Here is a 14821-nt window from a genome sequence, read left to right as displayed (position 1 = left end):
CAGACCCGGCGGGTGCTGCTGGCCAAGGCCCTGATCCACCAGACCGACCTGTCGATGGCCCAGGTGGCGCTGGCCTCGGGTTTCGGCAGCGTGCGCCGCTTCAACGAGACCTTCCAGGCGCTCTATGAGCGTCCGCCCTCGGCCCTGCGACGGCGCGGCGAGACGGTCCGCCGGGGCGGCGTCCGCCTCGGCCTGTCCTATCGTCCGCCCTACGACTGGGCGACGATGCTCGAGGCGCTGGCCGCGCGCGGCGACGCCGTCGAGGGCCGCAGATGGTCGCGCGTCCTGGTCCGGGCGGTCGACGGGGCCGACGGCTCCGTTTCGGTCGAGCCGGCCGGGGCGGGGCGGGTCGCCGTCTGCGTCGAGGCCGACGACCTGAGGGCCCTGCCCGGGGTGCTGGCCCGCGTGCGGCGGGTGTTCGACCTGTCGGCCGACCCGGACGCCATCGCGCGCGACCTGTCGGCCGACCCGGCGCTGAAACCGCTGGTCGCCGCCCGCCCCGGCCTGCGCCTGCCCGGCCAATGGCTCGACGACGGCGCCGAGCCGCCGAGCGACCGGCTGGACGAAACAGGCCTGGCCGCGCGCGCCGGGTCGTGGCGGCCGTGGCGGGCCTACGGCGCCCTGCACCTGGCCGTGGCCGGGATCGCGCCCGCCGACCTGTTGGAGAAGACCGATGCGAAACACGCCGCCTGAAACCCTGACCCTGGACCGCGTCGCCACGCCCGTGGGCGAGATGCTGCTGGTCACGGACCGGGAGGGCGCCGTGCGGGCGCTCGACTTCGCCGACCACGAGGCGCGGATGAGGCGGCTGCTGCGCCGCCATTGCGGGGGGGAGCCGGTTCTCGTCGGGGGGCGGGCCCCCGAAGGCGTGCGCCGTGCGGTCGAGGCCTATTTCTCGGGCGAGGTGCGGGCGCTGGACGGCGTCGCGGTGAGGACCGGCGGCACGGCCTTCCAGAAGGCGGTCTGGGCCGCGCTGCGGGCCATCCCGGCCGGCGAGACGCGCAGCTACGGCCAGCTGGCGGCGGCGGTCGGCGCGCCGAGGGCGGTCCGCGCCGCCGGACTGGCCAACGGCCAGAACCCCGTCGCGGTGATCGTGCCCTGCCACCGGGTGATCGGCGCGAACGGGACCCTGACCGGCTACGCCGGGGGGCTGGAGCGCAAGCGCTGGCTGCTCGCGCACGAAGGGGTGTCCGCCTGACCGCGGGGGGACCGACCCCCGATTTCTCCCCCCGCGGCCTTGATTTCCCCGGCGACCGGACTAGATTGCACCTGCTTATGCTGAAAGTGAGTATAAGTCGGCGGCGGGCCCCGGGGCGCCACCGCCGTTCTTCGGACCCCTAATTTGCTCAACTCGAGCAAAAGGCGAGGGAAAAATGGCCGACGGCGCCTTCGGACTGAGCAGGGAGCTGGAGCTGGCCACCGCGCCGGTCTGGGCCAAGGTCCGCGATCATGTGACGCCGCTGGAATGGCCGGCGCAGGCGGCGCTGATCCACGAGATCAACCAGCTGAAGCGCGAGCGCGACGCGGTCGTCCTGGCCCACAACTACATGACGCCGGAAATCTTCCACGGCGTCGGCGACTATGTCGGCGACAGCCTGGGCCTGGCCAAGGAGGCCGCGAGGTCGAAGGCCGGGGTGATCGTCCAGGCGGGCGTGCATTTCATGGCCGAGACCTCGAAGATCCTGTCGCCCGACAAGACCGTGCTGATCCCCGACCTGCGCGCCGGCTGCTCGCTGGCGGCCTCGATCACCGGGGCCGACGTGCGGCTGATCAGGCAGCGCTATCCCGGCCTGCCGGTGGTCACCTACGTCAACACCACGGCCGAGGTGAAGGCCGAGACCGACATCTGCTGCACCAGCGCCAACGCCGTCCAGGTGGTCGAGTGGGCGGCCCGGGAATGGGGCGTCGACCGCGTCATCCTGATCCCCGACGAATACCTGGCCCGCAACGTCGCGGCCCAGACGACGGTCGGCATTATCGCCTGGAAGGGCCGCTGCGAGGTGCATGAGCGGTTCACCGCCGCCGACATCGCCGAGATGCGCGCGGCCTGGCCGGGGGCGGAGATCCTGGCCCACCCGGAATGCCCGGAGGAGGTGCTGGCGGCCTCGGACTTCGCCGGCTCCACCGCGGCGATGATCGACCACGTCACGGCGCGCAAGCCGAAGCAGGTCGTCCTGATCACGGAATGCTCGATGGCCTCCAACGTCGCCGCAGACGCGCCCGGCGTGCAGTTCATCGGCCCGTGCAACCTGTGTCCGCATATGAAGCGGATCACCCTCGAGAACATCCGCGACTGCCTCGTCCACATGCGGTTCGAGGTGACCGTGCCGGAAGACATGGCCGACCGGGCCCGCCTCGCGGTCCAGCGGATGATCGATCTGCCGCCGCCGGCCGCGCCGGCCCGGTACGATCTCGTGCGGGCCCGGCATCATGTGGCGGTGGAGTTGATCTGATGCACTATGTTCCGCCGGTCCGCGCCGTGGCCACGGTCGACCCGAGGACCCTGCGGCTTCTCGCCGTCCTGGCCTTGTGGCTCAGGTCGGGGAAGGCCACCTCCCGGGCATGACCGAAACCAACGCCCCCCGCCGTCCAGGCCCCTGGGACCCCCGGCCCGGGGACATCGCCCCGGCCGGGCCCGCCGCCGAGCCGGCCCGCGCGGCCGAGCCGCCGCTGGACAAGGGCCAGCATCCCGCCTGGGCCGTGGCCTCGACCCTGCTGCTGGGCGGCTTCATCTGGGCGGTCACCGGCAGCTGGGTGATCGCCGTGGCCCTGATCTGGGGCCTGTTCGTGCACGAGTACGGCCATGTCCTGGCCATGAACCGCCTCGGCATGGGCCCGGCCCGGATCTACATCATCCCCTTCCTCGGCGGAGTGGCGAAAAGCCAGCGCCTGCCGCAGAGCGAATGGCACGGGGTGCTGGTGTCGCTGGCCGGACCGGCCTTCGGCCTGCTGGCCGCCATTCCGTTCCTCGCCGGCTTCGTCGTCACGAACAACGGCCTGTGGCTGCAGGGGGTGTTCGCCATCGCCCTGATCAATCTGGTCAACCTCGCCCCGGCCCCGCCGCTGGACGGCTCCAAGGCGCTCGGCCCGGTGCTGGCCGGCGTCCATCCGATGCTCGAAAAGGCCGCGCTGATGCTGGTCGGGGTCGTGGTCGTGCTCTGGGGTCTCACCAACGGCAGCTATATTTTCGCGGCGTTCCTGGCCGTCGCCCTGTTCGGACATCTGCGGCGCGGCGCGTGGCGGCCCGAGGGCCGGCCGCTGACCCGCGGCGAGTCCGCGCGCAGCGTCGGCCTGTTCCTGCTCACCGCCGCGGCCTGCGCCGGCCTGGCTCTGGCGGCCCTGATGCCGGTGACCGGATCGCCGGCCGAGGCGGCGGCGCTGGGGGCGAGCTATTTCGAGTTCGGCCGGTGAGCCGGATCGACCATGACGGACCGCTGATCATCGGCGGCGGACTGGCGGGCCTTTCGGCCGCGCTGGAGGCGGCCCCGCGCAGGACGCTGGTGGTGACGCCCGCGCCGCTGCTGCAGGCCTGCGCGTCGGCCTGGGCCCAGGGCGGGGTGGCGGCGGCGCTGTCGGCCTCGGACGCGCCGGCCCTGCACGCGGCGGACACCGAGGCGGCGGGGGCGGGGCTGGTCGAGCCCGCGGCCGCGCGCCTGCTGACCGCCGACGGCCGCGCCACGGTGGAGTGGCTGGCCGCGCTGGGCGCGCCGTTCGACCGTGACGCGGCCGGCGGCTTCGCCGTCAGTCTCGAGGCCGCCCATTCGCGGGCGCGCGTGGCCCGGGTGGGCGGCGACGGGGCCGGGCGGGCCATCCTGTCGGCCCTGGTCGCCGCCGCCCGGGCCGCGCCGCACATCGAGGTGTGGGAGGACGGACGGCTGCGCGGCCTGATCCAGGACGCGTCCGGGCGGGTCCGCGGGGCCGTGATCGACCGCGACGGCCGGCGGGTCGAGGTGCTGGCCCCGGCGGTGGTGCTGGCCACCGGCGGCGCGGGCGGCCTTTACGCCCACACCACCACCCCGGCCTCGCTGCTGGGCGAGGGCATGGCGCTGGCCTGGCGGGCCGGGGCGGAGATTCTCGATCCGGAGTTCGTCCAGTTCCATCCGACGGCGATGGATGTCGGCCTCGACCCGATGCCGCTGGCCACCGAGGCGCTGCGCGGCGAGGGCGCCCGGCTGATCGACCGCGAGGGCCGTCTCCTGCTCGGCGAGGCCGCCGGCGCCGACCTGCAGTCCCGCGACGTCGTGGCCCGCGCCGTCCATGCGGCGCGCGCGGCCGGGCTCGGAGCCTTTCTGGACGCCCGGACCGCGGTCGGGGCCGCCTTTCCGCGCCAATTCCCGGCGGTCTTCGCCGCCTGCATGCGGGCGGGGCTGGATCCGCGCCAGTCGCCGATCCCGGTGGCCGCGGCGGCCCACTACCACATGGGCGGCATCGCCGCCGGGCCGGACGGGCGCACCACGCTCGAGGGCCTGTTCGCCGTGGGCGAATGCGCCGCCACCGGCGTGCACGGGGCCAACCGGCTGGCCTCGAACTCCCTGCTCGAGGCCGCCGCCTTCGGGCGCCGCACCGGCCGCGCCGCCGGCCAGGCGCGCAGCGCCGCCGGACCCGTCTACGCCCCCGATCCGCCCCCCGAGCCGGCCCCCGATCTGGCCCCGGAGGCCCTGGCCCGGCTGCGCCGCGTGATGAGCGCCGAGGCCGGCGTGGTCCGGGACGCGGCGGGCCTGGGCCGCGCCCTCGCGGTGATCGACGACCTGGAGGCGCGGACGCCCGGCGCCGCGCCGCTGGCCGCCGCCCGCCTGATCGTCGGGTCCGCCCTGGCCCGGCGCGAGAGCCGGGGCGGCCACTGGCGCCGCGACTTTCCGGCCGCGGCCCCCGAAGCGCGCCACACCCGCCTCCGCGCCCCCGTCCCGGCCCTGGCCGGGTGAGCGGAGAGACCATGATCCGGCGTCCGCCCGACCTGTTGATCGAACCGGTGGTGCGGCTGGCCCTGGCCGAGGACCTCGGCCGCGCCGGCGATCTGACCGGCCAGGCCTGCATCCCCCCGGACGCGCGGCTGCGGGCGGCGTTCGCGGCCCGTCAGCCGGGGGTCCTCGCCGGCGTCGACTGCGTGCGGCTGGCCCTGGCGGCCCTGGACCCGGCGGCCCGCCTCGACGCCAGGTTCGCCGACGGCGCGGCCTTCGAGGCCGGGGCGGTGCTGGTCGAGGCCGAGGCCGACGCCCGCGCCTTCCTCGCCGCCGAGCGCACGGCGCTGAACCTGCTGGGGCGGCTGTGCGGGGTGGCGACCCTGACCCGGGCCTATGTCGACGCGGTCGCGGGCACGGGGGCGCGCATCGCCGACACCCGCAAGACCACGCCCGGCCTGCGCGCGCTGGAGAAGCACGCCGTGGCCTGCGGCGGCGGGGTCAACCACCGCTTCGGACTGGATGACGCCATCCTGATCAAGGACAATCACGTGGCCGTCTGCGGCGGCGTCGGGCCGGCCATCCGGCGCGCCCGGGCCGCGGCCGGCCATCTGGTCAGGATCGAGATCGAGGTCGACGGCCTGGCCCAGCTGGACGAGGCCCTGGCCGAGCGCCCGGACGTCGTCATGCTCGACAATTTCAGCCCCGGGATGCTGCGCGAGGCGGTCGCGCGAACCCGGGCCCTGCCCGCCGACCGGCCGCTTCTGGAGGCGTCCGGCGGGGTCCGGCTCGACACCGTCCGCGCCATCGCCGAGACCGGCGTCGACATCATTTCGGTCGGTGCGCTGACCCATTCGGCGCCGTCGCTCGACATCGGCCTCGACGCCCTGTGAAAGCGCGGCGGTAAGGAACGGCCGCCGCCGGGTTCCGTTTTCCTGAACAGGCAGTTCAAGGAGCGAACCATGAGCAAGGCGCCGAAAATTCCGAAGGAGCAGCGCAGCTTCGGGGGCGAGAAGGCCAATCTCTCCGGCGATTCCGTCGATCGGCGGGACAAGCGGACGGACGTGTATGACGGCCAGCCCGGCGACGCCGGGATCAACACCGCCGAACAGGGGCGGTTCGGCGACATCAAGCAGAACACCACCCATCAGGGCTATCAGCAGGACCGGTGAGATGGGCCGCGACTCAGACGCCGCCGCCCCCGCCGCGGCGGGTTCCGACGCCGGCGGCCTGCACGGGGCGGGCCGCGGCGCACCCCGGTTCGGCCCCCTGGGCGACGGTTCCCTGATTCAGTGGAAGGTGCGGGAGCGACACCGATGAGCAACAACCAGCATACCCCCGAACCCGTCGACGAGAAGCGCTGGGGCGGCCCCGGCTCCAGTCATCAGAACGCCCGGGCCGAACCGCCGTCGTTCGTGGACCCGCGCCGGGGCGGCCCGACCAATCCGCGCAACAGCAAGGTCTCGGGCGGCGGCGGCGAGCGGGACCTGAAGCACAGCCATGACGACGCCCACCGGTCGTCCAAGGGCCACCGCGACGCCTGAACTCAGGCCGTCGGCCCTGCGTCGGCGGTCGGCGCGGCCGTCGGGGCGTTTTCAGCCGCGACCGGCTGGATCTTCACCGTCGGAGTCGGCGCCGGCGCCGGAGCCTCGGCGTCCGCAGGCGGAGCGGCGTCCGCCCCGGTCCGCGCCTCGCCGCCCTCCTGGGCGACCAGCAGGCTGTAGGCGATGGCCCCGGCGTCGCGCACCGCCTCGGTCGGGTCAAGGCTGGCCTGGACCAGCCGCGGCGTCTCGGCCCCGGTCGACCGGCGCGCCGCATAGGTGAAGGCGGCGCCGGCGCCGGAACGGCCGCCGAAGCGATAGAACAGATGGTCGCCGACCTGGCTGACCCGGACCAGCGACTGGCGCCATTGCGGCGACACGCCGGTGGTGTGGAAATGGGTGGCGTTGCCGACCCCCGCGTAGACGCCGCCCGACAGGGCGCTGGAGGCGATCTCGCGGGCGCGGTTCCAGGCGGCGCGGTTGACGCGGCCGCGCATCGAGCCGTCGCAGGTGAAGCTGAACTGGCAGCCGGTCCGCCGCCCGGCCCCCTGGAAGACCACGCCGCAGACGCTGTTGGGGAAGGCGCGGTGCCGGACGCGGTTGAGGACCACCTGGGCCACCGCCCTCATGCCGTCCCGGCCCTCGCCGCGGGCCTCGTAATAGGCGGCCTGGGTCAGGCATTCGAGATCGCGCGAGGCGTCCAGCGCGCCGCCCAGCTGGAAGGGCTGGGCCGCCAGGGGGCCGGTCAGGCTGATCCGGCGCAGGCCGCGGTCGGTCGAGCGGCTGCGAAGCTGCTCGAGCCGGGCGGCCAGCAGGGCGGACTGCCGGTCGCGCTGGGCCGGGCCCGCGACCGTATAGGGATCATGCCGGCGCGCGATGGCCAGGGCGCTCTCGTCCAGACCCCCGGCGGCGGCGGCCAGCGCCTCCTCGGTGAAGCCGGCCGCGGTGGCGCTTTCGATGCGCTCGGCCTGGGCCCGCACCGTGGTCGCCTTGGCCGCGGCTCCGCCCAGATAGGCGCAGCCGATCGCCAGGCCCACGGTCGCGCCGAACATCGCCGCCGCCACGCCCGGCCGGATTCTGGCCTTGCGGTCGACAGGAGGAATCGCACGCGAATGCGAGGGCTTCGGCAAGGGCTCGATCCTGTTCAGCAGGGCGCAATGCCGCCCCCGGGGTAGTCTCGCGGCCGGGCGACACGGGGTCGCGGTCCGGCTGCGGCAGATCGATGGTCGGCGAACCGGCCGACCGCCGACGACGCGCCTTAAGCCAGCCGTTTATGGCGGGAATGTGGTTGATTCGCAAGATTCCCGCCGCAGTCAGCATAGGCGCGCGCCTCGCAGGTAATTTCGAGGTCGGCCGAGCGCGTCACCGGATCGGGTCGAAAGTGACCATACGGAATACTGTATAGAACATCACTTCGTCTACCCGTATCGGGTCATGGACGTTCATTGGGAACTGGACGGCCGCATTATTGTTGTCTTTCCTCAGACGTGGGCCCCGGCGACGTCTTGGACGCGCCCGCGCCGGAACGCCTGGCGCGGCCCCGGCGTTCAGGCTGCACAGCAAATGGAGCTCCCCATGAAACGCACCATCCTGGTCCTCGCCTCGACCGTGGCCGTCGCCGGCGTGACCGCCTGCGGCCACACCATCGAACAGAAGGCCGCCACCGGAGCCATCGCCGGCGCCGTGGTGGCCGGCCCCGTCGGCGCGGCCGTGGGCGGCGCGGCCGGGGCCGCCGTCGGCCAGGCCGAGAAGCCGAACTGACACAGTCGCCGGCCGAATGCGGGGCGGGGGGCCGCCTCCGTACGGCCGCCTTGATTTCCGTCTCCATATGGGCTTAGCCCGGCCGGGCGCCGTCCGCCCGCGCCGTTCGCGCACCCGCCACACGCCACACGCCATGAAGGACATCGACGACCCCACGCATGAGAGATCTCAAACAAACCGGCTTCACCGACCGCCTCACCGCCCAGCAGGAGGCCAGGAAGGCCCTGCTGGCGCGCTTCAAGCCCAAGCCCGCCGCCCCCGATCCCGAATTCGACCGGCTGGCTGAGAAGCGCGCCGCCGAAAAGGAGGCCCTGCGCCAGCAGCGCGAGCTGGAAAAGGCCGAGGTGCGGCGCCAGAAGGCCGAGGCGGAGGCCGCCCGGCTGGGCGCCGAACGCGAGGCCCAGGACGCGATCGAGGCCGAGAAGCGCGCCGCCCGCAAGGAACGCAAACAGCTGACCAAGGAAGAGCAGAAGGCCGCGCGCGACGCCCGCTACGCCGCCCGCAAGGCGCGCAAACGCTAGAGCCTGATTCACGGCTCCAGCATAATCCTGGAGCCGGCCCCGACCGCCCTCAGGTCGACAGGTCGCCCAGCACGGCGGCCAGCTGTTCGCCGGAATAGGGCTTTCTGACGAACGGCCAGGGCGCGTCCGCCAGCGCCGCGTCGACATCCTCTCCGGCGTAGCCGGAGGTCAGTATGATCCTCATGTCGGGCCACGCCCGGGCGCTTTCCCGGGCCAGTTCGATGCCGGTCATGCCGCCGGGCATGACGACGTCGGTCAGCATGATGTCGAAGCGCTCCCGCCCGAGCAGTTCGAGGGCCTGGGGGGCGGTCTCGGCCGAGCGGACCTCGAGGCCCAGCCCTTCCAGCAGCTCCTGCGCCACCGCGGACACGCCGGGGTCGTCCTCGACCAGCAGCAGGCGGCGACCGGCGGCCAGGACGCGAAGGTCGGCCGCCGGCGCGGCCGGCTCGACCTTTTCCACCGGCCCGAGCGGCGGCAGGTACAGGCGGACCTCCGTGCCGCGCCCGACCGTCGAGGTCACCCGGACGCCGCCGCCGCTCTGCCGGGCGAAGCCGTAGACCTGGCTCAGCCCCAGGCCGGTGCCCTTGCCGACCGGCTTGGTGGTGAAGAACGGCTCGAACACGCGCTCCATCACCTCCGGGGCCATGCCGCTGCCGTTGTCCGAGACCGAGACGCAGACATAGTCCCCGGCCTTCAACCCGGCGATCTCGCCCTCGCCGACGGGACAGACCAGGGTCTGGATGCTGACCCTGCCACGGTCGCCCAGGGCGTCGCGGGCGTTGACCACCAGGTTCAGCAGCGCCGCCTCGAACTGGGCCGGATCGACGCTGACCCTGGCCCCGCCCCGCCGCAATTTCAGCCTGAACTCGATCGCCTCGCCGAGGGCCCGCCGGAGCAGCGGCTCGCTCTCGCGGATCAGGCCGTTCAGGTCGGTGGGTTCGGGCCGCAGCGCCTGGCGCCGCGAGAAGGCCAGCAGCTGGTGGGTCAGCCGCTCGCCGCGCCGCGCCGCCGACAGCGCCGCCTCGCCGAGCTTCTTCTGCCGCGCGGCGTCGTCCGGCGTCCTCAGCATCATGTCGAGCGCGCCGATCACCACGGTCAGCAGATTGTTGAAGTCGTGGGCCACGCCGCCGGTCAGACGCCCCACCGCCTCCATCCTCTGGGCGTGCATCAGGTCCGCCTCGGCCTTGGCCTTCTCGGCGAGGGCCTCTCCGACCCGCTCCTCCAGCAGTTCGTTGATCCGCTTCAGGTCGTCCTCGGCGCGCTTGGCCTCGGTGACGTCGATATTGGCGCCGACATAGCCCTGGAAATGTCCCGCCCCGTCGAACCGCGGCACCCCCTCGCAGCGCAGCCAGCGCAGGCCGAGCGCCGGATGGTTCACCCGGATGACCCCCTCGAAGCGGTCGCGGCTGGCGAAGGCGCGCGCGTAGGCCGCCTCGAAACCGGGCAGGTCGTCCGGATGCGCCAGCCGTTTCAGGGCCCCGTCGAGCGCCTCGTCCGAATCGATGCCGAAGAAGGTCTTGTAACGCCGGTTGGCGAAGGTGGTGCGGGCGCTCTCGTCGCTCATCCAGATCAGCGCCGGGGCGCTGTCGGCGACGGTCCGGAAGCGGTTCTCCGACTCCTCGAGGCGGGCCTGCGCCTCGCGGATGTCGGTGACGTCGAACGCCACGCCGACAAAGCCGAGCAGTTCGCCGCCGGCCCCGAACCGCGGGCGCGAGAACGACTTGAGCCAGCGGTATTCGCCGTCGTGACGCAGATAGCGGGCCTCCATGGAGAACGGCTGGCCGGCGGCCTCTCCCGAGAGCGACTCCCGCAGCACCCGCTCCTGGTCGTCCGGGTGGATGATGGCGCGCCAGTCCAGCAGACGCGCCGCCTCATAGGTTCCCCCGTGAAAGGCCACATAGGCCTGGTTGACGAAGGCCCGGGTGCGGTCCTGCTGCGTCACCCAGATCAGCACGGGGGCGGTGTCGGCGATGGCCCGGAAGCGTTCCTCGCTCTCGCGGACCTCGGCCTCGGCCCGGGTGCGTTCGATCTCGGTCCAGGTTCGTACGGCGACTTCCTGGAGCAGGCTGATCTCCTCGTCCGTCCACTCCCTGACCCGTGAGTCGTGGGCGTAGAGGAAGGCGCGCAGGCGGCCGGCGCGGATCAGCGGGGCCCGCATCAGCGACCGTGTTTCGAGCCGTTCGAAGATCTCCAGCGCATCGCGCGTGCGGGGGTCCTGGCGGACATCGGAAATGCGGATGGTGCGACCGGCGGCCAGGTCCGAGATCAGTTGGGGGCCGAATTCCTCCAGCGGGAACTGGCCGCGGGCGCTGACCGCGTCGGCCGTCCAGTCCCGGCTCATGGTCACCAGCCCGCGTTCCTGGTCCACCTCGCCGTAGCCGACCCGCTGGGCCCGGAGCTCGGAGCCCAGGGCGCGCTCGACCTCGACCATGATGTCGTCGGGCGACGTCAGGTCCCGCAGCGAGTCCGTCAAGGCCAGCAGGAACGACTGGCGGCGCTCCTGGCGCGCCATGGCCTCGATCGCCTCGCGCGTGTCGGTGACGTCGAAGGACATGCCGACATGGCCCATGAAGGCGCCGTTGGCGTCGAACCGGGGATTGACCGCCACCCGCATCCAGCGCCAGGCCCCGTCGGACCGCCGGAACCGCGCCTCGAAGCCGTAGGGACGACGCCCCGGCCGCCGCCCGGCCTGCATGGCGTCGATGGCCGTGATGTCGTCGGGGTGAATGGCGTCGCGCCAGACGTGGCCGAGGATCTCGTTCGCCGGCCGCCCGTGGAAGTTCACGAGCGCGGCGTTGACGAACTCCACCTCGCCCTGGGCGTTGGTCAGCCAGACGGGGGAGGGGGCGGTGTCGGCCATCAGCCGGAAGCGCGCCTCGCTCTCGCGCAGCGCGGCCTCGGCGGCCTTGGCGCCGGAGATGTCGACGACGACGGCGATATAGTCCTCCACCGTGCCGTCCGGAGCGGTCAGGGCCCGGATGCTTATGACCACCCAGACGATCGACCCGTCCGGCCTGACATAGCGTTTCTCGAGCTGGGACCCTCCTTCGCGGAGGGCCTGCTCCAGCGCCCGGCGGGTCGGTTCGACATCGTCCGGGTGGCTGACCGCTTCGGTGCTCAGTCCGACGATCCGGTCCGGCGGCACCCCGAGGATTTCGGCGTAGCGGGCGTTGGCGCTGACGATGGCGCCGTCCAGCCCGACCCGGGTGATGCCGGCGGACGCCTGGTCGACCATGGCCTGAAGCTGCCCTTCGCGCTGGCGCAGCGCGGTTTCGGCGGCCCGGGCCTCGGTGACGTCGACATTGACGCCGATCATCCCGAGCAGGCGGCCGTTCGCGTCGAGGCGCGGCCGGGCCTCGGTGTGGAGCGTCCGCCACGCCCCGTCGGCGCGCCGATAGCGGGCCTCGACCTCGAGGGGGGCGGCCTGCTCGATGGCGGCGCGGACGGCGGCGGCGACCCGCTCCCGGTCATCCTCGTGCAAGACCGAGGTGAAGTCGAAGCCGTCCCCCGACCCCGTCACGCCCCAGAATTCCCGGAGCGCCTGGTTGAGGTGCGCGCACTTTCCGTCCGCGTCGCTCATCCACAGCATCACCGGAGCCTGCTCGCTGATCAGGTGCAGCCGACGTTCGCTCTCGCTGATCCGGTCGGCCGACTGGCGCAGGGCGTCGACGGTGGCGTCGAGCCGCTGCGGAATCTTGCGCAGCGACGCCGCCACGATCGTGGCGAACAGTCCGACGACGATGAAATTGATGGTGGCGACCACGCCCGCGCGGCCGGACACGGCGGACCCGCCCGCGTCCCAGCCGACCAGGGCCCAGCCGCCGGCGAGACAGGCGGCCAGGGCCACGCCTCCCGCCAGCCGCCCCCCCGCAAGCGCGGCCACGATCACGGCCGGCAGCAGGATGGTGAAGCCGGCGCCGTCGGCGTAGAGGGCGGACAGCGCCCAGCGGACCAGCAGCATGACGGCGGCGCTGGCGAGGCCGATCAGCACCGGGGCCCACCACCGGCGCGCACGGATGCGTGCGAGCCGCAACACCCCCGCATCGATGTCGGAAATACGCCGAAACACCCCGTCCGCGCCCAAAACATCCCCCGCTCGCGCGTACGCGACTCCGGCGCAACGTATCGGTCCGGATTGCGTTCCGGCAAGCGTGGCGCTTCGGCCCGGCGGCTCCGTCGCGCCCCCCGCGCGGCTTGCGTGCCCGCCGGGGGGCGCCTAACTCCAGGGCCGATCCGTACCAGCATCAGGAGTTTGCATGAGCGTGACCATCGACACCGGCCTTTCCGAGACGGCGCGCAAGGACGTGGCCGAGCAGCTGAGCCGGGTGCTCGCCGACAGCTTCGCCGTCTACCTGAAGACCCACGGCTATCACTGGAACGTGCGCGGCCCGGAGTTCTTCAGCTTCCACAAGCTGCTCGAGCAGCAGTACCGCGACATCTGGGCGGCCCTGGATCACATCGCCGAGCGCATCCGGGCCCTCGGCGTGCCGGCCCCGCAGAGCTATTCGGCCTTCGGCAACCTGACCTCGATCAGGGACGGCGACCCGGAGACCGCGGCGACCGACATGCTGACGGAGCTGCTGCGCGATCACGAGACCCTGATCGCCACGGCGCGCAAGGCGTTCGAGACGGCCGACGAGGCCGGCGACGAAGCCTCGGCCGATCTGATGATCCAGCGGCTGGCTGCCCACGAAAAGTTCGCGTGGATGCTGAGATCCACCCTCGGGGGGCGTTGAGGCTTGACCGAGCGTCGGTTTTCGGCCTGAAAACCGCCTCGCTTCGGCGCTACGGAAGACTGCCCGGCGCCATTGGCCGGAACGGGAGATGGGCTTGGCCGGGAACCACTGGACATCGGGGCTGAAATGGTCGCGCCGGCTCGCCGCGGCCGCGCCGGCCGCCCTGGCCGCGATCGGCGTCGCCATGGCCGCCAGCTCGACCGTCCGTCCGGAGATCGATCGTCGCGCCGAGGCCGTGCGGCGCGTGACCGGGGGCGACCTGACCGACCGGGGCCTCGCCGCCATCGCCGCGCGCATGACGCCGTCCCAGCTCGCCGTGGCCATGCGCCACGACCCCAGCGAGCGCCGGGCCGTCCTGTACGGCCTTACGCCCGGCTGGGAGAGCCTGTCGCTGGGCGGCAAGCCCTCGCTCGATTTCGGCGCTTCCGGCCTGGAGGCGCAGAAGCTCAACGCCGCCCTGCCCGCCTCCGGCCTGCTGCGCCCGGCCCGGCCGTTCGCCTTCAAGCCCGCCACGGCCGAGGATCGCCGGCGCGCCGTCCGCTGCCTGACCCAGGCCATCTACTACGAGGCGGCGCTGGAGCCGACCGAGGGCCAGGAGGCGGTGGCCCAGGTCATCCTGAACCGGGTGCGCGATCCCAACTACGCCAACTCCGTCTGCGGCGTCGTCTACGAGGGCGCCGAGCGGGTCACCGGCTGCCAGTTCAGCTTCACCTGCGACGGCTCGCTGGCGCAGGGCCCGGTCGCCTGGGCCTGGAACCGGGCCGCGCGCGTCGCCGAGCGCGCCCTGGGCGGCCATGTCGCCGCCGCCGTCGGCACCGCCACCCACTACCACGCCAACTATGTCCACCCCTGGTGGGCCCCGACGCTGAACAAGCTGACCCAGATCGGGGCGCATATCTTCTATCGCTGGAAGGGCGTCTACGGCGAACCGGCGGCCTTCCGTCAGGCCTATTCCGGCCGCGAACCCCGCATCGACGAGGCCCGCTTCGCCCGTCCGCGACTGCAGATCGCCTCCGCGGCCGAGGCCGAAGCCGCCCTGGCCGGGGCCGCCGCCGCGGGCGAGGCGGCGACGCGCACCGTGGTCGTGGACGGCCAGACCCGGGTCGTCGGGGTCGTCTCCCTGGGCGGGCGGCAGCAGCCGACTTCCGAGCAGATCGCCGAGATCAATCAGCGCCTCGCCGCGTTCGAGGTCCCCGCCGAGCCGACGTCCGCCCCGCCGGCCGCGCCCCCGCCAGGGGTCACGGTCATGGATGTCGAGGAAGTCGGCCGCCCCGCGTCCTGAAGTTCAGTCATTGCAACGCTTTGGGGGCTTTAAGCATTGTTGCTGTCCCCCCGCGTGCGACGCCGCGCCGTCATTGAGGCTC

Annotated in this window: 14 protein-coding genes; 12 read left to right on the top strand and 2 right to left on the bottom strand. The window is 73.1% G+C overall.

What is annotated here, in order from left to right:
- The 8 genes from Q0588_RS07545 to Q0588_RS07510 form a co-directional block, all read left to right on the top strand.
- A partial coding sequence (locus tag Q0588_RS07545) for an AlkA N-terminal domain-containing protein (RefSeq protein ID WP_298745238.1) occupies nt 1–693 on the top strand: 693 nt, incomplete at its 5' end.
- A complete protein-coding gene (locus Q0588_RS07540; RefSeq protein ID WP_298745237.1) occupies nt 674–1198 on the top strand; it encodes a methylated-DNA--[protein]-cysteine S-methyltransferase in 525 nt (174 codons plus the stop codon). The genes Q0588_RS07545 and Q0588_RS07540, both read left to right, overlap by 20 nt.
- A gap of 175 nt (nt 1199–1373) precedes the next feature.
- Entirely contained in the window at nt 1374–2453 is a 1080-nt protein-coding gene (nadA, locus tag Q0588_RS07535) for a quinolinate synthase NadA (protein ID WP_298745236.1), read from the top strand.
- 109 nt (nt 2454–2562) lie between these two features.
- On the top strand, nt 2563–3411 hold the full coding sequence (locus tag Q0588_RS07530) for a site-2 protease family protein (protein WP_298745235.1): 849 nt from the start codon (nt 2563–2565) through the stop codon (nt 3409–3411).
- Complete coding sequence (locus Q0588_RS07525) at nt 3408–4922, top strand: L-aspartate oxidase (protein ID WP_298745234.1); 1515 nt, start codon at nt 3408–3410, stop codon at nt 4920–4922. Before Q0588_RS07530 ends, Q0588_RS07525 begins: the two co-directional genes overlap by 4 nt.
- A gap of 11 nt (nt 4923–4933) precedes the next feature.
- A complete protein-coding gene (nadC, locus tag Q0588_RS07520; RefSeq protein ID WP_298745233.1) occupies nt 4934–5791 on the top strand; it encodes a carboxylating nicotinate-nucleotide diphosphorylase in 858 nt (285 codons plus the stop codon).
- Nucleotides 5792–5860: 69 nt separating this feature from the next.
- Complete coding sequence (locus Q0588_RS07515) at nt 5861–6070, top strand: hypothetical protein (RefSeq protein WP_298745232.1); 210 nt, start codon at nt 5861–5863, stop codon at nt 6068–6070.
- A gap of 144 nt (nt 6071–6214) precedes the next feature.
- Nucleotides 6215–6442 carry a hypothetical protein gene (locus Q0588_RS07510; protein WP_298745230.1) on the top strand — a complete coding sequence of 76 codons (228 nt, stop codon included), beginning with the start codon at nt 6215–6217 and terminating at the stop codon, nt 6440–6442.
- Between the two features lie 2 nt (nt 6443–6444).
- Here Q0588_RS07510 and Q0588_RS07505 read toward each other — a convergent pair whose 3' ends face one another.
- The gene (locus Q0588_RS07505) at nt 6445–7569 is read right to left on the bottom strand and encodes a cell wall hydrolase (protein ID WP_298745228.1); all 1125 of its coding nucleotides are present in this window, start codon (nt 7567–7569) and stop codon (nt 6445–6447) included.
- A gap of 445 nt (nt 7570–8014) precedes the next feature.
- On the opposite strand from Q0588_RS07505, the gene Q0588_RS07500 reads away from it, so the two are divergent.
- Together Q0588_RS07500 and Q0588_RS07495 are read left to right on the top strand one after the other, a co-directional pair.
- Nucleotides 8015–8200, top strand: a complete 186-nt coding sequence (locus tag Q0588_RS07500) for a hypothetical protein (RefSeq protein ID WP_298745225.1) — start codon at nt 8015–8017, stop codon at nt 8198–8200.
- 158 nt (nt 8201–8358) lie between these two features.
- Complete coding sequence (locus tag Q0588_RS07495; RefSeq protein ID WP_298745224.1) at nt 8359–8721, top strand: DUF6481 family protein; 363 nt, start codon at nt 8359–8361, stop codon at nt 8719–8721.
- Between the two features lie 49 nt (nt 8722–8770).
- Here Q0588_RS07495 and Q0588_RS07490 read toward each other — a convergent pair whose 3' ends face one another.
- Nucleotides 8771–12790 carry a PAS domain S-box protein gene (locus tag Q0588_RS07490; RefSeq protein ID WP_298745222.1) on the bottom strand — a complete coding sequence of 1340 codons (4020 nt, stop codon included), beginning with the start codon at nt 12788–12790 and terminating at the stop codon, nt 8771–8773.
- 187 nt (nt 12791–12977) lie between these two features.
- Here Q0588_RS07490 and Q0588_RS07485 point away from each other — a divergent pair, with 187 nt between their 5' ends.
- On the top strand, nt 12978–13457 hold the full coding sequence (locus tag Q0588_RS07485) for a Dps family protein (protein ID WP_298745220.1): 480 nt from the start codon (nt 12978–12980) through the stop codon (nt 13455–13457).
- 88 nt (nt 13458–13545) lie between these two features.
- Nucleotides 13546–14739 (top strand): cell wall hydrolase, encoded by a 1194-nt coding sequence (locus Q0588_RS07480; RefSeq protein ID WP_298745218.1) that lies wholly within the window; start codon nt 13546–13548, stop codon nt 14737–14739.
- Nucleotides 14740–14821 lie beyond the last annotated feature (82 nt).

This window comes from uncultured Brevundimonas sp., from assembly GCF_937870815.1.
Taxonomy (GTDB): Bacteria; Pseudomonadota; Alphaproteobacteria; order Caulobacterales; family Caulobacteraceae; genus Brevundimonas.
This window is presented reverse-complemented; position numbering and strand designations above follow the sequence as displayed.

Coding starts and splice junctions, on each gene's coding strand:
- Q0588_RS07495 (WP_298745224.1), top strand. CDS start 8,359: ATGAGAGATCTCAAACAAACCGGCTTCACCGACCGCCTCACCGCCCAG.
- Q0588_RS07480 (WP_298745218.1), top strand. CDS start 13,546: ATGGGCTTGGCCGGGAACCACTGGACATCGGGGCTGAAATGGTCGCGC.
- Q0588_RS07500 (WP_298745225.1), top strand. CDS start 8,015: ATGAAACGCACCATCCTGGTCCTCGCCTCGACCGTGGCCGTCGCCGGC.
- Q0588_RS07540 (WP_298745237.1), top strand. CDS start 674: ATGCGAAACACGCCGCCTGAAACCCTGACCCTGGACCGCGTCGCCACG.
- nadC (WP_298745233.1), top strand. CDS start 4,934: ATGATCCGGCGTCCGCCCGACCTGTTGATCGAACCGGTGGTGCGGCTG.
- Q0588_RS07510 (WP_298745230.1), top strand. CDS start 6,215: ATGAGCAACAACCAGCATACCCCCGAACCCGTCGACGAGAAGCGCTGG.
- Q0588_RS07485 (WP_298745220.1), top strand. CDS start 12,978: ATGAGCGTGACCATCGACACCGGCCTTTCCGAGACGGCGCGCAAGGAC.
- nadA (WP_298745236.1), top strand. CDS start 1,374: ATGGCCGACGGCGCCTTCGGACTGAGCAGGGAGCTGGAGCTGGCCACC.
- Q0588_RS07530 (WP_298745235.1), top strand. CDS start 2,563: ATGACCGAAACCAACGCCCCCCGCCGTCCAGGCCCCTGGGACCCCCGG.
- Q0588_RS07515 (WP_298745232.1), top strand. CDS start 5,861: ATGAGCAAGGCGCCGAAAATTCCGAAGGAGCAGCGCAGCTTCGGGGGC.